This is a genomic window from Terasakiella sp. SH-1 (assembly GCF_004564135.1).
Taxonomy (GTDB): Bacteria; Pseudomonadota; Alphaproteobacteria; order Rhodospirillales; family Terasakiellaceae; genus Terasakiella.
Genome location: NZ_CP038255.1, coordinates 237170 through 258121, shown reverse-complemented (window position 1 = coordinate 258121; position 20952 = coordinate 237170). Strand labels below are relative to the sequence as shown.

The 20952-nt window shown below is 49.5% G+C and carries 20 protein-coding genes; 7 read left to right on the top strand and 13 right to left on the bottom strand.

Going from position 1 to position 20952, the window contains the following annotated elements:
- The first annotated feature begins 43 nt into the window (after positions 1–43).
- Both E4K71_RS01180 and E4K71_RS01175 read left to right on the top strand, forming a co-directional pair.
- Positions 44–1906, top strand: a complete 1863-nt coding sequence (locus tag E4K71_RS01180) for a TolC family protein (protein WP_135075364.1) — start codon at positions 44–46, stop codon at positions 1904–1906.
- A 141-nt stretch (positions 1907–2047) separates the two neighbouring features.
- Entirely contained in the window at positions 2048–3733 is a 1686-nt protein-coding gene (locus tag E4K71_RS01175) for a cache domain-containing protein (RefSeq protein WP_167730185.1), read from the top strand.
- A 9-nt stretch (positions 3734–3742) separates the two neighbouring features.
- Here E4K71_RS01175 and E4K71_RS01170 read toward each other — a convergent pair whose 3' ends face one another.
- Positions 3743–4153 carry a DUF3775 domain-containing protein gene (locus tag E4K71_RS01170; RefSeq protein WP_135075358.1) on the bottom strand — a complete coding sequence of 137 codons (411 nt, stop codon included), beginning with the start codon at positions 4151–4153 and terminating at the stop codon, positions 3743–3745.
- A gap of 122 nt (positions 4154–4275) precedes the next feature.
- Between E4K71_RS01170 and E4K71_RS01165 the strand changes: the two genes are divergently transcribed.
- Genes E4K71_RS01165 through E4K71_RS01155 form a run of 3 tightly spaced genes read left to right on the top strand, consistent with a single transcriptional unit; the run spans position 4276 to position 6157 of the window.
- Entirely contained in the window at positions 4276–4569 is a 294-nt protein-coding gene (locus E4K71_RS01165) for a hypothetical protein (RefSeq protein ID WP_135075355.1), read from the top strand.
- An 11-nt stretch (positions 4570–4580) separates the two neighbouring features.
- A complete protein-coding gene (locus E4K71_RS01160) occupies positions 4581–5114 on the top strand; it encodes an acyloxyacyl hydrolase (RefSeq protein WP_135075352.1) in 534 nt (177 codons plus the stop codon).
- Positions 5115–5146: 32 nt separating this feature from the next.
- The gene (locus tag E4K71_RS01155) at positions 5147–6157 is read left to right on the top strand and encodes a hypothetical protein (protein ID WP_135075349.1); all 1011 of its coding nucleotides are present in this window, start codon (positions 5147–5149) and stop codon (positions 6155–6157) included.
- An 85-nt stretch (positions 6158–6242) separates the two neighbouring features.
- Here E4K71_RS01155 and E4K71_RS01150 read toward each other — a convergent pair whose 3' ends face one another.
- The 8 genes from E4K71_RS01150 to napF form a co-directional block, all read right to left on the bottom strand.
- Positions 6243–9227 carry an FAD-binding and (Fe-S)-binding domain-containing protein gene (locus E4K71_RS01150; protein ID WP_135075346.1) on the bottom strand — a complete coding sequence of 995 codons (2985 nt, stop codon included), beginning with the start codon at positions 9225–9227 and terminating at the stop codon, positions 6243–6245.
- Positions 9228–9451: 224 nt separating this feature from the next.
- Positions 9452–10072: a NapC/NirT family cytochrome c gene (locus E4K71_RS01145; protein ID WP_135075343.1), complete on the bottom strand. Its 621-nt coding sequence runs from the start codon at positions 10070–10072 to the stop codon at positions 9452–9454.
- An 18-nt stretch (positions 10073–10090) separates the two neighbouring features.
- Positions 10091–10543, bottom strand: coding sequence for a nitrate reductase cytochrome c-type subunit (locus E4K71_RS01140; protein WP_240796855.1), 453 nt, complete (start codon positions 10541–10543; stop codon positions 10091–10093).
- A complete protein-coding gene (napH, locus tag E4K71_RS01135) occupies positions 10540–11460 on the bottom strand; it encodes a quinol dehydrogenase ferredoxin subunit NapH (protein ID WP_135075340.1) in 921 nt (306 codons plus the stop codon). The genes E4K71_RS01140 and napH overlap by 4 nt, the downstream gene beginning before the upstream one ends.
- Positions 11457–12275, bottom strand: a complete 819-nt coding sequence (gene napG, locus E4K71_RS01130; protein WP_135075337.1) for a ferredoxin-type protein NapG — start codon at positions 12273–12275, stop codon at positions 11457–11459. Before napG ends, napH begins: the two co-directional genes overlap by 4 nt.
- Positions 12276–12314: 39 nt before the next feature.
- The gene (gene napA / locus E4K71_RS01125; protein WP_135075334.1) at positions 12315–14825 is read right to left on the bottom strand and encodes a nitrate reductase catalytic subunit NapA; all 2511 of its coding nucleotides are present in this window, start codon (positions 14823–14825) and stop codon (positions 12315–12317) included.
- A complete protein-coding gene (locus E4K71_RS01120) occupies positions 14822–15166 on the bottom strand; it encodes a chaperone NapD (protein WP_135075331.1) in 345 nt (114 codons plus the stop codon). The genes napA and E4K71_RS01120 overlap by 4 nt, the downstream gene beginning before the upstream one ends.
- 1 nt (position 15167) lies before the next feature.
- Positions 15168–15680 carry a ferredoxin-type protein NapF gene (gene napF, locus E4K71_RS01115; RefSeq protein WP_167730183.1) on the bottom strand — a complete coding sequence of 171 codons (513 nt, stop codon included), beginning with the start codon at positions 15678–15680 and terminating at the stop codon, positions 15168–15170.
- 194 nt (positions 15681–15874) lie between these two features.
- Between napF and E4K71_RS01110 the strand changes: the two genes are divergently transcribed.
- On the top strand, positions 15875–17320 hold the full coding sequence (locus tag E4K71_RS01110) for an ATP-binding protein (RefSeq protein ID WP_135075325.1): 1446 nt from the start codon (positions 15875–15877) through the stop codon (positions 17318–17320).
- Positions 17321–17327: 7 nt separating this feature from the next.
- On the opposite strand, the gene E4K71_RS01105 is transcribed toward E4K71_RS01110, so the two are convergent.
- The 3 genes from E4K71_RS01105 to E4K71_RS01095 all read right to left on the bottom strand — a co-directional run bounded on the left by E4K71_RS01105 (position 17328) and on the right by E4K71_RS01095 (position 19338).
- Positions 17328–17990, bottom strand: coding sequence for a response regulator transcription factor (locus E4K71_RS01105; protein ID WP_135075322.1), 663 nt, complete (start codon positions 17988–17990; stop codon positions 17328–17330).
- A gap of 72 nt (positions 17991–18062) precedes the next feature.
- Entirely contained in the window at positions 18063–18635 is a 573-nt protein-coding gene (locus tag E4K71_RS01100) for a TIGR04282 family arsenosugar biosynthesis glycosyltransferase (protein WP_206201934.1), read from the bottom strand.
- A gap of 31 nt (positions 18636–18666) precedes the next feature.
- Positions 18667–19338 (bottom strand): TIGR04283 family arsenosugar biosynthesis glycosyltransferase, encoded by a 672-nt coding sequence (locus E4K71_RS01095; RefSeq protein ID WP_135075316.1) that lies wholly within the window; start codon positions 19336–19338, stop codon positions 18667–18669.
- An 87-nt stretch (positions 19339–19425) separates the two neighbouring features.
- Between E4K71_RS01095 and E4K71_RS01090 the strand changes: the two genes are divergently transcribed.
- Positions 19426–20037: a ribonuclease HII gene (locus E4K71_RS01090; RefSeq protein WP_135075313.1), complete on the top strand. Its 612-nt coding sequence runs from the start codon at positions 19426–19428 to the stop codon at positions 20035–20037.
- Between the two features lie 67 nt (positions 20038–20104).
- Here E4K71_RS01090 and E4K71_RS01085 read toward each other — a convergent pair whose 3' ends face one another.
- Entirely contained in the window at positions 20105–20926 is an 822-nt protein-coding gene (locus tag E4K71_RS01085) for an amino acid ABC transporter ATP-binding protein (RefSeq protein ID WP_135075310.1), read from the bottom strand.
- Positions 20927–20952 lie beyond the last annotated feature (26 nt).

Here is a 20952-nt window from a genome sequence, read left to right as displayed (position 1 = left end):
TAGGTTCTAATTATGAATCTGATTCATCCATGAAGGTACAGATATGGGACTGGGTTTAAAAAGATTTTGGCGCAATACAGTCAGCGCCTGTGTGATGGTTGCAGCTGTTGGCTTTGCCCCTCAGGCACAAGCTAATCCGTTGTCAGCTGAACTCGTCTATCTTTTGGAAAACTACCCGGCCATCCGTGCCAAAGCCTCTTTAAGTGATGCCGCACGCGAAGATATCAAGGCTGCTTATGGGCTGACGGCCCCCGTCATTGCACTCAGTGGCGATACCGGGTATCAGCGCACAGATAATCCCGGTAAAAATGATATGCGGGTACAGGGGAACCTGACGGCAACCTATAACCTGTTTGATGGTCATTACAGTGTTTTTGAAACCAAAAGCGCTCAGGTCGCCCATCAAAGTACCCTGGCTGATCTGGACACCACCAAACAGCTGATCCTGTTTCAAGGCATTCAAGCCTATCTGAATCTTGTTCTGCAAAACAAAATGGTGGAAATTTCCCAGACCAACGTCAAACTGGTGGAACAGATCAAAACCTTCATTGAATCTGAATCCAATGTGGGTCGTATGTCACAAGCCGACTTGCTGCAAGCTCGCGCCCGTCTGGCTCAGGCTCGCGAAGCCCTGACAGCTTATCAAGGGTCCCAACGTCAAGGCCAAAACCGCTATTTCCATCTTTTCCAGCGTGTGCCCCCTGCCGGGCGCATGCAAGACCCCTTGGCCCCACAAGAAGTGGTCCCTGAAAGCTTGGAAGAAGCCATCCGTGTGGCACGCAAGCATAATCCGATGCTGAAAAGTGCCTCCCTTCTGGCCGAAGCAGCCTCCAGCCGTGTCGGGTCTGTTGAATCCGCGCTTTATCCACGTGTCGATCTCGAGGCTTCTGCCGATGCCAAATATAATGTGGATGGGACAGATGGGGCAGAAAACGAAGGTAGCGTTCTGTTGAAAATGAACTGGAACCTGTTTGATGGGGATCGCACCCGCTCACAAAGCAGGGCTGCTGCCCTTCGCCACAACGCCGCGATGATGGATTTGCGTCACAAACATCTGGAAGTTGAAGAACAGGTGCGCAACGCTTTTTCCATTATCCAGACGGAACGCCGTCGCTATCGCACCTTGCAAGAAGCGGAAACCATTGCAGCCGAAGCCTTTAATGCACGCCACGAAATGATGGAAAGCGGCAAGGAAACCATCATTACGGTCTTGGATACCGCCCTTGAGTTGCTCAATGTCCGTATTGCAGTGACGTCATCTGATTACGCCCATCGACTGGCAAACTACCAACTCCTTCTCGCCACCGGGCAGCTTAATCAGGATTCCATTGGCAAGCTGGTTATTGAAAGCACCCTTCAACCTGCTGTAGCAGATGATAACAAGCTGATTAAAAAACTGCTTGAAGGCGATGCGCTTAAGAAAACACCTTCCCCGCAACTCTCAGCCCAAGATGCCTTGGAACGTGGAGTAGGAATGAACCAGCCGACCCAATTGGCCCCGACAACTAATTATGATGAAATGGCTCCGATGCAGCTGGAAACCGCCAGCACAACAGGCCGTAAGGAAGGCTATAACGATATGGCCGCCTTTGAATCTGCACATGGGGCGCCTTATAGTGATGAACTCGCCCCGGAAAGCGCACCGACAGGCCCCATTGAACTTGGCCCGGCAGCAGGTGATGAAAGCGGCTTTTATGTGGTGCTTGGCAGTTTTGCAGAAACAGCTTATGCGCAAGATCGCATTACCATGGTGGGCATGAATAATGCCTTTATCAAATCCATTGATGTCAACGGCAACACCTATCAACGTGTCATGGTTGGCCCCATGAGTGCCAGCGAGGCCGAAAGCGCACGGGCCACAGCCTCTGATCGCGGTGTGCCTGACAGCTGGATCATACGTCAATAAGCCTTCAACTTTTGATAAAATTACACCTATTATTCGTTGCTTTGGTGAAGTAAGTCACATACATTGCATAAATCCCCCCTATAATGAAAAAAGATGCTTACACGTGTAAGCATCAAATCGTGCTATATTAGGAATCGTGCAATGTCTCTTGGCAATATAAAAATCAGCACAAAGCTGAGCATTATCGTTCTGCTTTCTATCCTTGGGCTGCTCGCCACAGCCTCTTTGGGGTTATATGCTCTTAACAACTCCCTTCATGAAGATCGCGAAAATCAAACACGCAATCTCGTGCAAACCGTTCACAGTGTTTTTAAAAGCCTGCAACATGAAGTGGATACGGGGCACTTAACGCTTCTGGAAGCACAAAATGAAGCCAAGGAAATTGTCTTGTCCATGCGCTATGGCGATGGAGACTATTTCTGGATTAACGATTTGAACCATGTGGTCATCACTCATCCAATCAAGCCTTCCCTCAGTGGTAAAAACCTTGAAAAATTTGAAGACCCAAATGGCGTGCGCGTTTATGGCGAGATTGTTAAAACAGCAAAAAACAAGGGCGAAGGTTTTGTTTCGTACCACTGGCCCAAACCCGGCAATGACACCCCGATTGCCAAACTTGCCTATGTAAAACTGTTTGAACCCTGGGGCTGGGTCATCGGAACAGGGATTTATATGGATGATGTTGATGTTGCTTTTTGGGACATTGCCATTCAGGAAATTGAAATCTTTGTTGCCATTACATTGATTATCCTGATCGTTGCCTTCTTTATTTCACGTGATATCCGCCAAAGCATCTTGACCATTGCCAATACAATGCAAGCCTTATCCAATGGGGATACGACCCACGAAACCCCTTTACAAGAGCGCAAAGACGCCATTGGTAATATGGCCAAGGAAGTTGAATATTTCCGTGCCCGCCTTATTGAAAATGAAAAAATGGCCGCGCAACAACGTGCAACTGAAGAAGCTCAGAAAAAACGTGCCCGCCTAATCGAAGAACTGGCGTCTGACTTTGACACAGGTATTAACGCCGCTCTGAATTCTGTTTCTTCTGCGGCCAACCAACTGGATAGTACTGCCCACGGGATGTCGGCAACGGCAGAACAGACCAGTACACAGGCAACAATTGTTGCCGGGGCCTCTGAAGAAACATCCAACAATGTTCAAACCGTTGCCGCCGCTTCGGAAGAACTCACAGCCTCTATTCGCGAAGTGGGTCAACAAGTCCAAACCTCCACCGAGATTGCCCAGACTGCCGCCCAAAAAGCGCAGGAAAGTCAGGCAACGGTCAACAGCCTGTCTGAAACAGCCAGCCGGATTAGTTCTGCATCCGCTCTGATTGGTGATATTGCCGAACAAACCAACATGCTGGCCCTCAACGCCACCATCGAGGCAGCACGCGCAGGTGAAGCGGGCAAAGGGTTTGCCGTTGTTGCCAATGAAGTCAAATCACTGGCTGCACAAACAGGCCGGGCAACCGAAGAAATCAACGCTCAGGTCCGTGCCATTCAGTCTGTCAGTCTGGATACGGTTGAAGCCATCAATGAAATTAACCAGGTCATTGGAGATATGAACAATATCGCCTCTGCCGTGGCCGCTGCGGTGGAAGAACAAAGTGCTGCCACGTCTGAAATTTCACGCAATATCGAACAGGCCGCCCAAGGCACATCGGAGGTGAACCAGAACATCATTGAGGTGAACCAGGCGGCCAATAATACGGGCCAAGCCTCAAAAGAAGTGCTAAATGCGTCTTCCATGCTCAATGACCAGTCTGTGTCCTTGCGCAAGATTGTAGAAAGCTTCCTCTCTGATGTGAAGTCAGCCTAATCACAAATGCTATAAGCGTCCGACTTCAAACTCTTCAAGGGATACCCCCATTTCTGCCAGACCTTCTTCCAGATAATCTGACAGAAGGGGGGTTCCCATCAGATATTCAGGGGTGGATTTGGATGTAGGGTCCGCCTGTTGGGCCTCTTTCACCGCCTCTTCCCACTCGTCTTTGGAATAGGTTCCCCGGCCCAGCCAGACCAGAGCAACCAATTCATGAAGCTGGTCTTGATTAAGATTGGCAAGCGCCTCGTGAAGTTCGTCTTCGGTGGGATCGTCGGCATAATCTTCCAGAATTTCCACACAACCATCATCGACAGAATCAGACTCGCGGTCCAGCCCTTCCGGGGCAACCTTCACATCAAATTCACGTGCCTTGACAATAATGTAAAAGACACTGTCAGCGCTGAGATATTTCATGGCACACCTCCCTATCCCTATTCAGTGGATAGTGTTTTTCTTTTACTGTATTCTGACTATACCATGTAAGAATTAGATGCTCGTTGATCTAGGTCATCACGAAAAAAAGGAATAGATAGGCCATGAAAAAACTCACACTTGCACTGATCGTCAGCTTTTTTTGTCTGAATATCACCAGCGCTTTGGCAGTAGAAGCCTATAGCGATGCACAGCAACAACAATTCACCAGTTGGTGCACAGGAGCAAAATCCAATTCAGAACCGCTGTGTAATTGTGCGCTCAAACACGTCATGCAAACTGTTGCACCCGCAGCCCTTGCGACATTTCTTGCCAATGACGCTAAACTGTCTTTTAATCAAACCAGTGTCATGACTGCCGCAGCGGTGACACAAGCTTTGAGTAGTTGCAGTAAATAAGGTTCCTTTTCATGAAACGCATTCTTTTTGCCTTAAGCGCCCTTCTTTTCATCGGAACAAACAACCCTGCACAGGCCGATATGATCAAAGAGGTCAAGCTCGGCCTGCTTGATCATGATACGGATAATTTGTGGAGTGGCTTTAACCGCGAAGGTGGTCTGGATATCAATGGCGAAGTCATTTTAAACCATGACCTGAACTTTTGGGGTGGCACCATGAGCCCAGCCATCGGCCTGTCTGTAAATTCACAAGGCGATACATCCAAAGCATATCTGGATGCACGTTGGCAAAAGGAATTCGCCGATGATTTTTATTTTGCCCTTGGGGTTGGCGGCGCTGTCCATAACGGAAATAAAAAACTGACCAATGTGAAGCGCAAAGCTCTTGGTTCCAAGGTTCTGTTCCATTTCCCAATCGAACTTGGCTATCACATCACAGAAACAACCAATGTCTCATTATTCTTTGATCATGTTTCCAACGCCTGGCTGGCAAGTCCCAATGAAGGCATGGATACATTGGGCATTCGCATTGGTTTTAAGTTCTAACTCGCGGACCTGAGTAACAAAAGGCTTCCCCAATGATCAAACTTGCATGGCAATCCAAGAACGCACGTAAAGCCACATGGATCATCATGGGGCTGAGCTTTATCTTGCTGGTCGCACTGGGCAGCTTGTTGCGCCATCAAGAAGAACAGTTGCGTGAAACCACCCTCACCACCTTTGCCCGCACGTTGGCTTCTACGGCGCTTAGCAGTGGCGGTGAAGCGGATGATATCCTGCTCAAGGTCAATGACCTGCTTAATGTCGATGCCGTTTTAGGGGTCAAGCTGCAACAAGCAAAAGATATTCCCTTAAGTGTCGGGGAAACCCGTGATAATTTCCCACCACCACGCACGACACACCTCCAACTGACCCAATGGGACCAAAACAAAACAAAACTGGATATTGCCTTGCGCCTGCAAGACGGGCTGGCCTTTGACTGGCTTATCCTGCGATTGAACGGGGGGCATTTGATGGCCCATCCGTTTTGGGGAAGTCTTTTAAACTGGGTGGTTGCACCGATTATCTCCCTCCTTCTCGGGCTCACCAGCCTATGGCTTTATGCTATCTTCCACGTCCGTCCGCAACAACGCCTGCAAGAGTTTCTGAAAAGCAACAGCGGTAAGTTCGCCAGCACACCGATTGCACAGGAACTGACCCAGAAAGATGATGACAACGCCCTGCTTGCCAAACAAATCGAAGCCTTACGAGTAGAAATCAGTGAAGCCAAGGCCGCATCTGATTTTCAGGCCCGTTTCCTACACGAAACACCTTATGCATTGTTGCGATGTTCCGTAAACCGCAAGGTCCTATATGCCAATGTGGCGGCGAAGAACCAAACGGCATTATTTGGCGATGACAGTAAAGAGTTCGTCGCCCCGGCTTTGGCTGAACTGGTGCGCAAAGCTTTTTATGAGAGCAAGGAAGTCTTTGGTGATATCCGCTGTAACGACGCCACCCTCATCACCTTTCGCGCCATCCCTGTTCTGGATGCCGGATATGTCAATCTCTATGGCGAAGTATCCCGCCATATTGAGGATGAGGTTTAAAGACCCAAAGCTGTCGTCCTCGCGCAAGCGGGGACCTTTATCTCATGGGGAAAAGATCCCCGATCAAAGTCGGGGATGACACCACTTACTTCAACAATTCCACCAAGACTTCTACCGGGTGACGCGGTTTGAAATCACCATAGCGTTTGGTCTGACAGCGACAGGAAAAACCTGTTACCAGCATACGATCTGCCCCGGCCTTGACCGCCTTGTCTTTCCAGCTCATGTCATAAAGCTTTTTCGACATGGCCTCATTTTCCGCCTCATGGCCGAACATGCCTGCCATCCCGCAACAGCCTGTTTTTTCCAAACTCAAAGATTGGTTAAAAGCGGTAAAAATATCGTTCCACTGGCTGGGGGTCTGCGGCAGGGATGTTTTTTCCGTACAATGGGCAAACAAGGTATAACTTTGTGAGGTTGAAACCTCAGGCACAGTCACCTTGCCAGATGACAATTTGTCATGCAGCCATTCATGGAACTGATGAATGGTATAATCCGGGCGATTGTCCAGACGCTGGTTATATTCCTGACGGAACATCAAGGTCACAGCGGCCTCAATCCCGACCATGTCAATTTCAGTTTCTGCCAGTTTGGCGTAATAGCCATCATTATCTGCAGCCAGCTGATCAAATTCTTTCAAGAAGCCTTTCACATGCAGCGGCTTGCCATTGGGACGATAAGGCGCCACAAACACCTGATACCCCAACCCAACCAACAGATCATAATGAGCCAGCACAACATCCACATCATAATGTGTGGTAAAGGTATCTTGCACCAAAATGACCGACTTGGCTTTTTCATCCAAACGCAAGGCTTTCATGGCGTCCAAATCAAAGGCCGGGGCATCACGTTGCTGTAAACCGCTGGCAACTGTTGAAGAACTCACCTTGGGCAGATCCACCAGCCCAAAGCCATTTTTCATCACCGATTTCACCGGGCCCAAGGACTGGAAAAAATTCGTCAGTCCAGCAAATTTTTGCGTCAAAGGGGCAAGTTCTTCCAGTTTTGCCACCAATTCATCACGCTTGGGGCGATCATAACGTTCATGATAGGCTTCCAGGAACTGGGCCTTCATTTCCGGAATATCCACCTTGACCGGACACTGGGTCGCACATGTCTTACATGACAGGCAGGTCTTCATGGCCTCATAAACATCCTGGCTGAAATCTTTGCCTTCACCGCTTCCATCTTTTTCAACGATGGAACGCAAACGCAACCATTCCCGCAACAAGCCCGCACGCCCTTTGGGTGATTGCACCCGATCACGCGTTGCCTTGTAGCTTGGACACATGGGATCAAACGCATCCCATGTAAAGCACGCCCCATTACCGTTACACAAGGTCGCCTTGGGATAAGCCGCTTTTAAGTCTTCATCCAACGTGCGATCCACTTGCCCACGCAATTGGGCTTCATCAATGGCAATCAGCTCGACCTCTGGCATGGTATAGGGTGTCGCGATTTTGCCCGGATTAAACAGGTTATGAGGATCAAAGGCAGACTTGATTTTGCGCAGCTCGTCATAGAGTTCCGGGCCAAAAAACTTCGGGGAATATTCGCCACGAAAACCCTTGCCATGTTCACCCCACAACAAGCCATCATATTTCTTGGTCAGGTCTGCCACCCCGTCAGAAATTTCACGCAGCTTGGGTTCATCCATCACATCGGTCAAATCTAGGGTTGGACGCACGTGCAAGCAGCCCACATCGGCGTGACCGAACATGCCATAATCCACCCCATGCCCATCCAGCAATTCACGAAATTCCCGAATATAAGGTGCCAGATTTCCCGGTGGAACGGCGGTATCTTCTACAAACGGAAGAGCGCGGCGTTTGCCTTGTAACGCCCCAAGCAAGCCCACTGATTTTTTGCGCATTTCCCACAGGGCTGAGATTTGTGCCCCATCCGATGTGGCACGCCAGCCTGTGGCTTGACCATCCAGTTCCAAGGCATCATCGAGCAGCTTTTCAAGCTTCTTGATCTGGGCATCCACTTCATCTTTAGAATTGCCAACGAATTCCACAAAGTTCATGCCCATGACCGGGGGCTCACCCTCTTCCCCACCCAGCATATCGCCGACTTGCGTCCAGATGATATCCTGCTGGGCCATGGTCATGATTTTATCATCCACCACTTCGACCGCCGCCGGATCAGCCTGCAAGATCAACTGCACCCCTTCCAACGCTTGGTTAAAGGTGGAATAGCGCACCGTCACCAAGCCTTTATGAGAGGGCAGCGGGATCACACGGAACGTCAGTTTTTGCGTAAAGCACAAAGAGCCTTCTGAACCCGCCAGCAGATAAGACAGGTTAAAGGTACCGTTATTATCCAGCGCATGTTGCAGGTTATAGCCTGTCAGGCCCCGGTTCATTTTCGGGAAAGTCTGTTCGATCAGCTCTTCATTTTCAACGATGGAAGTATAGGTCTGGCGGTGGATATCCCCAATAATATCGTCACGTTCCATCACCTCTTTCATCTCATCGGCACTTAAGGGTTTGGACGTCCATGTTTGCCCCCCACTTAAGACCACATCCATCTCTTCGATATAATCCGACGTCTTGCCGTAAATGCGTGAACCTTTCCCCGATGCATCGGTCCCAGTCATGCCGCCTAATGTGGCGCGTGAAGATGTGGAAACAGCTGGCGGGAAAAAGAAACCGCGTTCTTTCAAAAACGCATTGAGCTGATCCAGCACGACACCGGGCTGAATCGTGACCAATTGCTTGTCCGCATCAAAATCAAGAATGTTATTAAGGTGTTTGGACGTATCAACCACCACGCCCCGGTTCAGTGACTGGCCATTTGTCCCTGTCCCACCGCCGCGCGGGGCAAAGGAAAGACTGCGAAATTCTTCTTTCGCACCCAGTTCCGCCACCACGTTGAGGTCTTCTGCACAAACTGGATAAACCACGGCTTGGGGCATGACCTGATAGACGCTGTTATCTGTTGCACTGAGCAAACGGGTGGGATAGTCCGCCTTGATCTCTCCTTGAAACGGAGAACTTTCCAGAGCTTTTAAGAAACGGGCCGTGACATCATCAAGGCCACGATCAGGGGTCAAAACGGGGATCATGTTATATCCATCTATCTTCACATGTCATTCACATAGCCGGAATGACGGTCGTTTGTCTGTGGGTGTTGACAATGGATATAGCCCTCTTAGGGCATTTTTTACAGCAAAAAAGAAACCGACCCTCCCCTTTTATAACGTAAAGGGCGGGAGGGTCGGTTAAGAGGTTGACCAGGATTTGGAAGGGGTAAGGATTGTCCTGGTCCACCCTCTATCCGGTTCACACCTTAATGGGCGTTTTCCAGTTCCTGTTCAGCCGTGAAAGCCCCGGCTGGCAGTTCGTGGGCAATGCCTTTGTGACAATCAATACAGGTCTTCCCGTCTTCTTGTGCTTCAAGGTGGCGATTGCGCGCACGGCGGTTTTGTTTGGATACGTCCATAGACATAAAGTTATGGCAGTTCCGACATTCACGAGAATCAGATGCTTTCATCCGTTTCCATTCCCGTGTCGCCATTTTCAGGCGTTGGTCTTCGTATTTTTCACGCGTATCAATCGTGCCCAGCATTTTATGCCACAGCTCGTTTGAAGCCTGAATTTTACGTTGGATTTTGTAAATCCAGGGACGCGGCACGTGACAATCCGGGCATGTCGCACGCACGCCAGAGGCGTTGGCATCATGCACAGTTCCCACATATTCACGATAAGGGTTCTGTTCCATTTCATGACAGGAAATACAGAAACTTTCCGTATTCGTCAGTTCCAAAGACCAGTTAAACCCGCCCCAGAAAACAATACCGGCAACCAAACCAACCAACAGCAGCTTACCTGCCGAGGTCTTTTTACTGGGCCTGTTTAACAAGGCCCAGATGCGGTTAAACAAGCCGCCTTTTTCTTTAAGTTCACTCATAACAAGTTCCCCTTGGCCTTATTGTGAGAAAGTATTTTCCACCAGCGGCTTGGCATCCACTTGCGGTACGTGACATTGTGTACAGAACCAGCGCCCCGGTACCACATCGTCCATCGGTTGGCCTGTACGGGTGTCCAGATAGTGAGTTTCACTGATCTTGGGCGCACCTTCCTTGGCCGCATACTGCCAGTTATGACAACGCATGCACTGATTGACTTTCAGATTGATCTGGTATTTCTCAATCTTATGCGGGATCAGCGGGGGTTGCTGACGGTAGTTTTGCGGCTGGCGTTGACCTTCAACCACCTGCGTCACAGGGGCTGCAGTATTTGTCGTTTCAATGTCAACTTGCCCACGCAAGGATTTAACGCTTTCTGCACTTGCTGCATTCATCATCATAAATACCGCAGCAAATAAGCAGACAACAGGGATTAGGACTCGTTTCACAGTCATATCTCCTTCAAGTCTCATGCCGCCCTCTCTGTACTGTTCTTTTCAGCACACTTTTCATGAGGACGGACATCATCCAATTTATTTTTAGTTCGAAGCGAAAATTCAAAAACATCTTCGGCACAGACATCCATACAGCGTGCACAATTTGTGCAGTCACCAGACAGGATAACGGGGCCTTTTTCGTCCTTTTCCCCTTTCAAGGCAGGTGAGATGACATGAGATTCCGGGCAAACCGTATAGCAATCCATACAGTCATTACAGGCTTTGCGATTGCGCGCACTGACCTTGATCAAACTGACTTTCCCAATCAGGGCGTAAAAACCGCCAACCGGGCACAGGCGGGAACTCCAGATGTTATCCCCCCCAACCAGTTCAATTAAAAAGATCAGCAAGGCAATCAGACCAACCGTACCAAAAGCCCCAAACACGATAGAACGATGCAAGATCGTCACCGGATTGAGAAACTCCCACGCCAGGGTCCCCGTGATCAGCGATGTGACCAGCACACCACCTGTCACCCACAGGGCGGTTCCCCGGCTTAAACGGATGCCTGTTTTCTTCCAGCCCAGTTTACGACGCAACCAACCAGCAGCATCAGAAACCACATTGATCGGACAGACCCAGGAACAATAGATACGTCCACCAACCACAAAATAGGTCAGCAACACGATCCCTGCCCCAATGAGGGCACTTGCTTCCATCATATGGCCTGCCACCAAGGACTGGAGGAAAATGAAAGGATCAGTTAATGGCAACACATCCAATGTCAGAGATGACGCCAAGGTTCCTTTCACCAGCCAAAAGCCTGTAAACGGCCCGACCAAAAACACAGCGATAAAAGTAAGTTGAGACAAGCGTCTCAAGATCAGCCACTTATGGGCGGCCAACCAGCCTTTCTTTTCAACGGCAGCTACGCCGGGATTTTGCATACTCATGGCTTAAACCCCTTATAGCCGCCAGTGGCCGTTTTTTCCGGGAAAGGTGAGACCGGGTTATAGCCGCGATCAGGCAGATCAATAATCCCCTGTCCCTCAATGAGAGATTCACCTTTATTGCCTTTTTCAACCCATCCCCAGCGATAATGTGCACCAAGTTGACCAAGAGCAATGCGTTCAGGAAGCACGCGAATAGCGGTTTCTTCCAAAACACATGCCTTTTCACACTTGCCACAACCGGTGCATTTATCACTATGCACCGTTGGGATGAAAACAGCATGTTTCCCGGTTCGTTCATTGGCGGAACGTTCCAGTGTAATTGCCTCATCAATCAAGGGACAAACGCGGTAACAAACATCACAGCGCAAACCTTGATAATTAAGACATGTCTCATGACCGACCAACACGGCAACACCCATTTTGGCATCATCAATATTGGTCAGTGACTTGTCCAAAGCCCCTGTGGGGCACGCCTCGACACACGGGATATCCTCACACATTTCGCATGGAATATCGCGTGCAACGAAATACGGCGTACCGGAAACCACAGAAGAGCCCAAATCGGCCAAGCTCAATGTGTCGTAAGGGCAGTCCCTCACGCACAAACCACAACGCACACAAGCTGACATGAAGTCACCTTCACCAATCGCGCCCGGTGGACGGATTGCATCAGCTGGCAGTTTACCCTCCGCTTCACGCACCACAGTGCCGAGAGCCAGACTGAACAGTCCGACCCCGCAGGCACCCTTGGCCGCATCGCCGAGAAAATCCCGGCGTGAGACCTTTTTCTTATTTTGATGCGTTTTCTGTGTCATGGTTCTCCCCTCCCTTTAAGGAAGGACTAAAATTGATGTTTAGACTTTTTCGATTTTACAAGAGCACTTCTTGAAATCTGTTTCCTTGGACAACGGATCAGTTGCATCCAAGGTCAGTTTGTTCACAAGTGCACTTTCATCAAACCACGGAATGAAGACGAGGCCCTCAGGCACGCGGTTACGCCCACGTGTTTCCACACGGACCTTAATTTCACCACGTTTACTGGAGACTTTGACTTCTTGACCACGGCGAAGCCCACGTTTCTTCGCATCAGCGGGGTGCATAAACACAACCGCAGACGGGAAGGCACGGTGCAGCTCTTCGACACGACGGGTCATGGAACCTGAATGCCAGTGTTCCAGAACACGCCCTGTACATAGCCACAGGTCAAACTCGCTATCCGGGCTTTCCGCTGGCGGCTCGTACGGGGCAAAGATGATATTGGCTTTACCATCTGGCTTGCCGTAGAACTTGACGCCTTCACCCGCCTTAACGTGCGGATCATAGCCTTCGCGGAAACGCCACAGAGTTTCTTTACCGTCAATAACAGGCCAACGAATGCCACGTGCCTTGTGATAAGTCGCAAAATCGGCCATCTCGTGACCTTTCTTGAGAATATCAGGGGCAGAGTTAAACAAACGGTATTCTTCGAACAGACCTTTTTGAACGTAGTAACCGAAATGTTCAGCTTCGTCGTTGTCATAGACATTGCCCGCATCATCGGTGACTTTTTCAACAGGAAATTTGTTGACGTTACCGTTTTCATACAGGACTTCATACATGGTCTTGCCACGATGTTCCGGCATTTTTGCCAGCAGCTCTTCCGGCCAGACTTCTTCGATTTTGAAGCGTTTGGCAAATTCCATCATCTGCCACAGGTCAGACTTGGCTTCACCCGGTGCTTTCACCTGCTGACGCCAGAACTGTGTACGACGCTCAGCATTACCATAAGCACCTTCTTTTTCCATCCACATGGCTGTGGGCAGGATCAAGTCAGCCGCCAAGGCTGTCACAGTCGGGTACGGATCAGATACCGCGATGAAGTTTTCAGGGTTACGATAACCCGGATAGCCTTCTTCGTTGATGTTCGGGGCCGCCTGCATATTGTTGGTACATTGTACCCAATAGGCATTCAGCTTGCCGTCTTTCAACATACGGTGCTGCAAAACCGCGTGGTAGCCCACTTTACCCGGAATGGTACCTTCCGGCAATTTCCAGATTTTTTCAGCAAATTTGCGGTGCGCTTCTTTCTTAACAACCAGATCGGCTGGTAGACGGTGGGCAAAGGTACCAACCTCACGTGCCGTCCCACAAGCTGAAGGCTGACCCGTCAATGAGAACGGGCTGTTGCCCGGCTCAGAGATTTTGCCCATAAGCAAGTGAACGTTATAAAGCAGACCGTTCACCCAAACACCACGGGTATGCTGGTTGAAGCCCATGGTCCAGTAAGAAGACACCTTCTTGTTCGGATCCGCATACGCTTGAGCCAGCTTCAACAGCTTCTCTTTGGAAACGCCAGACAATTCCGCCGTATAGTCCAAAGTATATTTGGAAACAGACTTGGCATATTCTTCAAAGGAAATTTTGTTGAATTTGCCTTTGCCCGGATTGGCCGCAGCTTGTTCCAGCGGGTGTTCCGGACGCAGACCGTAACCAATATCGGTTGTGGTGGCGTTAAAGTTTACGTGTTTGGAAATAAAGTCTTTGTTGTAAGCCTTATTTTCAATGATGTAGTTGGCGATATAGTTGAGGATCGCCAAATCAGTCTGCGGCTCAAACACCATATCGTTGTCAGCCAGCTCAAAGCAGCGATGCTCATAAGTCGACAGAACATGCACTTCACAACCTGGTTTGGTCAAACGTGTGTTTGTCATACGCGACCACAGGATCGGGTGCATTTCCGCCATGTTTGCGCCCCAAAGCACAAACACATCGGCATGTTCCAGATCGTCATAACATCCCATCGGTTCATCAATACCAAAGGCACGCATGAAAGCACCCACGGCAGAAGCCATACAGTGACGTGCGTTCGGGTCAAGGTTGTTGGAACGGAAACCCGCCTTCATCAGTTTAGAAGCCGTATAGCCTTCCCAAACTGTCCATTGACCGGAACCGAACATACCAACAGATGTCGGGCCTTTTTTCTTAAGTGCTTCTCTCCACTTTTCAGCCATGACATCGAAAGCTTCGTCCCAGCTTACCGGTTCGAAATCACCTTCTTTGTCAAATTTACCATTTGTTTTACGCAGCAACGGCTGTGTCAAACGGTCCTTACCGTACATGATCTTGGACAAGAAATAGCCCTTGATACAGTTCAAACCTTTGTTCACAGGTGCATCCGGGTCCCCTTGGGTCGCAACGATTTTACCGTCACGTGTCCCGATTAGAACACCACAGCCTGTGCCACAAAAACGACAGGCGCCTTTGTCCCAACGAATTGAATTGGGTACAGCAGCATCAACAGTTTTGGCGGGGAGAGAAACGCCAGCAACGGCAGCAGTCGCTGCAGCAGCATTGGCCTTCATAAATTCACGCCGGGTCAGTTTCATGAGGAAACCTCCTCCATTTCAAGCGAGTCTTGTGATTCAAATTGATGATAAACGAGAGAGCTGTTCATCACGCCCGGTGTACGATCCACATTTGTGATCATATCGGCCGCCAGACAGTCTTCGCTATCTTCGATGGTGATGACCAAACGGCCATCTTCTGTCTCGGCATGGATTTCCACACCGGCCAGTTCGTTCAATGCAGCGCGCACGCTGTCCATCTGACCATCAGCCACATGGGCCAGCAAGCCACACACATTGAACGGTTTTTCTGCTGAGGGTAAGGCACCGGGCAGTGTTGCCTGCTCCTGTCCTTCAGCTAAAAATCGGCTATTAACCTTCAACCTATTCCCCCTCCTTTTGAATGGCAGGTTTCAACACAATCGCCTCACTTGGACAAACCGAAATGCAGGCCCCACAGCCTGTACATTCCTGTTCATTAAGCTGCGGCATTGCGACAGCTGCCGGGGTAAGTTTAAAACGGATGGCACGGGGTTCGCACTGATCATCACAGGCCCTGCATTCCACCCCCTTCATCGCCAGACATTTCCCCTCAATAGAAATATCCAGTAACCAGGGTGTTTCAGGGTCTAACATCACCAATGCGCCATCACGACACGAAGCCACACAATCACGACAGAAGGTACATTCCCCTTGTGAGAAATCCACTTTCGCCAAATTATGCGTATCTATTTTGAGAATCTTTTCAGGACATGCGGAAACACACTCGCCACAGCCAGTACATTTCTTTGCAAAGTCTTCCGGTGTTAAGGCCCAAGGCGGACGAATAACATCGTCTTGCCCTGTCAAGCCGGAATGACCGAACAATAAAGTTCGTCGTGAAAGTTCCTGTTCCATGGGACCCCCTCCCACACCAAAAAATCGTACTTTGGATGTAAAAATCAGTACCACATCCAGATAAGAAACGCAAGAAAAACTCATACTTAAGTACTGTATAATTAGAATAATTCAAATTCAACCCACAACCCCATATCGGTACTACCAGTTCGAATTTTCTGTTAATTTTAAATGTTCTAGCCTATAACAATCTCATGGATAGATTACTCAAACCCGATGAAGAAAACCCCGGACTCTGGATGACGAAGCGCTATATTTTTGCGCTCACAGCCATTGCGATTTTGGCGGCGTCTGCCTTTGGCACCGTTGGGCTTTTGATTGCAGAACATAAAAGCACCCTGTCCATTGTGAATATCTCCGGGCGCCAACGCATGCTGTCTCAGCGCACAGCCTTGTTTGTCGCCCAACTGGCCCAAGCCGAGACAATTGCCCAACAAAAAAAGTTCCGTGATGAATTACGCGAAGCCACCCATCTTCTGGAACAGGCTCATTTGGCCCTGACCGGACGGGCCAATGCGATTAATATGTCGGTAGAAATGTCACCGGAGGCACGCAAACGCTATTTTAAAGGGGCCTATCCTCTCAACGCCCAGATGCGCGGCTATATTGTTATCCTCCAGGAAATTCTAGAAATGCCGATTGAGGATATTTCACCAGAACATCCTTCTGTGAAATATGTTCTTGAGATTGCCCCCGGACAACTGGTTGCCTCGCTGGATTCCATGGTGAAATTTTATCAGGAAGAAGGCGAACATGCCTTTGATTTCCTGCGCTGGCTGGAAGCTGTCTTTCTCAGCCTGACCATTCTGGTTCTAAGCGTTGAAGCCTTTTTCATTTTCCGCCCGATGGTCCGCCATGTAACCTCGCAAATGAAACAAATCAGGGATTTTTCAAAAGACCTTGAAGAAACGGTCAAGCAACGCACCCAGCAATTGGAAGAAGCCCGACGCGGGGCCGTCAAGGCCAATACGGCCAAATCCAAATTTCTGGCCGCTGCCGGACATGACCTGAAACAACCGCTGGAAGCCATCGGCATGTTTTCCGGCATGTTGGAAAAGCGCATGCCAGATGAGCGCAGCAAGGCGATTATGAAAGACATGCATGGTGCCCAACGTTCCATGCGTTCCCTGCTGGACTCCATCCTTTCCTTATCCAAGCTTGAAGCTGGCGTTATTGAACCCAACCCAAGCTCTTTTGAACTCCAGCCCCTGTTGCGTCAACTGACACGGGAATATCGCGTATCAGCCCATTCCAAAGGGCTGGGCCTGCGTATGGTGCCTTCGTCTGTTCGCCTACAAACAGACCCGCTCTTGCTGGAACGGATTTTGCGAAACTTCCTGTCCAACGCCATTCGCTATACCAAGGAAGGGCGCATCCTTCTGGGCTGTCGTCGTATGGGAAGTAATGTTGCCATTGAAGTCTGGGATACAGGTCCCGGCATCCCAGAAGAAGGGTTGGAAAATATCTTTACCGAATTTTCCCAGCTTGATGACCCGGAACGTGATCGAAGCGAAGGGATTGGCCTTGGCCTTGCCATTGTAAAACGCCTTGCCAATCTGCTGGAAATCGAGATTTCCTGCCATTCAACAGTTGGTAAAGGATCGAAATTCGCCATTATCCTGCCGATTGAGCAAGATTAAAAGACAACTACTTCCCCATAGCGTTTTGAAATTTCAACACCGCCTGCGTACGGTTATCCACATCCAGAGTCCGCAAAATTGCCGTTACATGGCTTTTTACCGTGCTTAAATTCAAATCCAGACGCTCGCCGATTTCCTGATTGGACAGACCTTCTGCCAACAAAACCAAAACCTCCCGCTGGCGACGGGTCAAATCAGGGAAAAGATCCTTGGTCGCCATGGATGCCGAAGTCGTCGACGCAGAATTTGCCATTTCCTGCCCCTTCTCCAGCCCCCCTAAAACAGGTGGGACATAAGACCCCCCAGATAAAACCAATTTCAAGATGGTTGCGATCAATGCGTCATCTGTTGTTTTAGGGATATAGGCCCGTACCCCCGCCTGAAGAACCGCACGCATTTCATCGGGGTCTTCCGATACGGTAAAGACACAAACCGGGGTGGGATCAACACGTTCAACCACTTGGGCAATCGCCTGACCATTGCCATCCATACCGGGCATACGCAAGTCAAGCATCACCAGATCAAACCCATCGGGGTTTTCGTCCAATGCTCTCAAAATATCATTGTTATTGCGCGCTTCAACGACATTCAATTCGGGCGCAAGTTCAGACAGAACATATTTCAGAGCGGTACGAACAATGGAATGGTCATCAGCAAGCAGAACTTTCACGAAACACCTTTAAACATGAAGAAAATGGCTTCGTTATATGTAACATCCCTTACCAGACGATCAAAGGATTTCTCACACTAATTTTTCGTCCTTTCCCCTTTGCCCCAAATCCGCCCCGCAATCCACATCAGAAAGTGTATCAACGAAAGCAACCTTTTTGCCTTGAAGGTTTGCCAAGCAATCCTCCAAAGTCTCAGGATGGGACCAACGAACATATTTTCGATAAGGGTTGACCATAATCGGGTGACGTTTATAGCCGACCAGCCAAAAGCCTCCATCTGTTGCCGGACCGAAAACAACATCATTTTTACCCAAAAGCTGAAACGCACGGCGAATATGTCCCGCACTCACATCAGGAATATCACTTCCAATCACAATAAACCGCCCTGTGGGTAAATATTGCGCCGGACGCAACATACGTTGTCCAAGATCACCGCCGCCTTGAGGGACAAGTTTCACAACAGGCCCAAACAGTTTTCTCTTGGCATCATCCGGACTATAGGCCACCCATGTGTGCCAAGGACCTTTCCCTGTTAACCCCTTAGGTATCCGTGCCAGCATTAAACGGTAAAACCGCCAGGCCGCAACAAGTCCGATATCACGAGCCAAGCGCGTTTTCACCCGCCCAAGACGAGGTTCTTTCACAAAAATAACCAGATGATTCCGCAAAGATCAATTATCCGTACAATTTGGCAATCCGTGCAGGTGATAATCCAAGAAAATATAGGCTGAGACAAGCAACATTGCGCAAACTACGTATCATATAGCCCCTCTTTTGATATTTCCGTGCCGATGTCAGCGCCTTGACAGGGAGCTGCCTTAAGCGGCTTTTGCCAATTCGGCGCACCATATCCACATCCTCCATCAAGGGCAGATCATGAAAGCCGCCGACCTGTTCATAAAGGGTACGGCTGATCAACAATCCCTGATCACCATAGGGCAGGCCCAGAAAACGACAGCGCCAGGACACAATTTTTTCCAGACGTCGGGCCTGTACCTGTTCATCATCCAAAGCGAATGTGAAATAGGCAGCTTGTGCCTTTTCACGGTCCATCGCCATAAAAGTCGACACTGCCGCCCCCCAGCCTTCTGGCAGGCGGGTGTCACTGTGAAGAAATAACAACCAGTCCCCACGAGCCACCTGCGCCCCGGCTTTCATCTGTTGCCCCCGTCCCCTTTCTCCCCTTATCAGTTGGTCAGCACACTGTTGTGCAATAGAACATGTCTGATCCTCTGAACCGCCATCCACAATAATGATTTCACGCACATAAGGTGGTGGAACCAGAGACTGTACTGTTTCAGGCAGATCAGCTGCACTATTGTAGGTCGGAATGACAATACTTAACATGGGGCTCTCAATCATTTATAGGATGATCATAGATTTACATGAGTTTAACCATCTGCGCTGTGCGTCATAACACACATTGAGGGAAATATGCCTGATTTTGAACTGGAAAACGAACAAAGCGGCCTTGTTTGTGGCGTGGATGAAGCCGGGCGCGGTCCTTGGGCTGGCCCGGTCACGGCAGCCGCTGTGATTTTTGATCAAGCGACCTTAAGCCCTGAGCTGGCCCAAAACCTGAACGATTCCAAAAAGTTATCCGCAAAAAAACGCGAAGCCCTGATTGATCAGATCAAGGCAGAAAGCGTCTGGGCAGTGGGCGAAGCCAGTGTGGAAGAAATTGATGATGTCAATATTCTGCAAGCCACCTATCTTGCCATGACCCGTGCCGTGCAAGGTCTCGTCCCAAAACCCGATTATGCCCTGATTGATGGCAATAAGATGCCCCCCAAACTTGGTGTGCCCGGCCATCCGGTGGTCAAGGGCGATAGCTTAAGCTGTTCCATTGCGGCGGCCTCTATTATTGCCAAGGTGACGCGTGATCAACAAATGGCAAATCTGGCCGAAGAATATCCGGGGTATGGCTGGGAAAAGAATGCGGGCTACGGTGTCAAGCTTCACCAGGAAGGTTTAGCCACATTGGGCCTGACACCACATCACCGCAAAAGCTTCAAACCCATCAAGAAGCTCATGGGGGTTGAGTAAGCTTGAAAGAGATCCTCGGATCAAGTCCGAGGGTGACGCCTTACATCGTCACCCCCGACCCCGAATTTTAATGACCAATAATCTGGCTGAGGAACTCTTGGGTTCGTTCTTCTTGTGGATTTTCGAAGAATGCATGGGGTTCATTCTGTTCTACAATCTGACCGTCCGCCATAAAGATCACCCGATCCGCAACCGTTTTGGCAAAGCCCATTTCATGGGTCACACACAACATGGTCATGCCTTCTTCGGCCAATTGCACCATGGTATCCAACACTTCCTTGATCATTTCAGGATCAAGGGCGGAAGTGGGTTCATCAAACAGCATGATTTTCGGCTGCATACATAGAGAACGCGCAATGGCCACCCGTTGTTGCTGACCACCCGAAAGCTGCCCCGGATATTTATGGGCCTGATCAGGGATTTTCACCCGTTCCAGATAATGCATGGCACGCTCTTCTGCTTCCGCCTTGGACTCTTTGCGCACCCACATAGGAGCCAGTGTGCAGTTTTCCAAAATGGTTAAGTGGGGGAATAGGTTGAAGTGCTGGAAGCACATCCCCACTTCGCGACGGATTTTGTCAATGTTCTTCAAATCATTGGTCAGTTCCACCCCATCCACGATGATCTGTCCGGCCTGATGTTCTTCAAGGCGGTTGATACAGCGGATCATGGTGGATTTACCGGAACCTGAGGGGCCACAAATGACGATACGTTCGCCTTTGTGCACATTCAGGTTGATATCGCGCAACACATGAAAATCACCATACCATTTATTCATGCCAATCAATTGGATGACATCTTCTTTGGCGACTTCATGATCAAGATTGTGACCAGCGCGCAGTTCGGCTTCGGTCACAGTATCAGTAATTGCATCAGGATCTTTTGTCATTTTATCCTCTAATTCTTTGCTCTTTC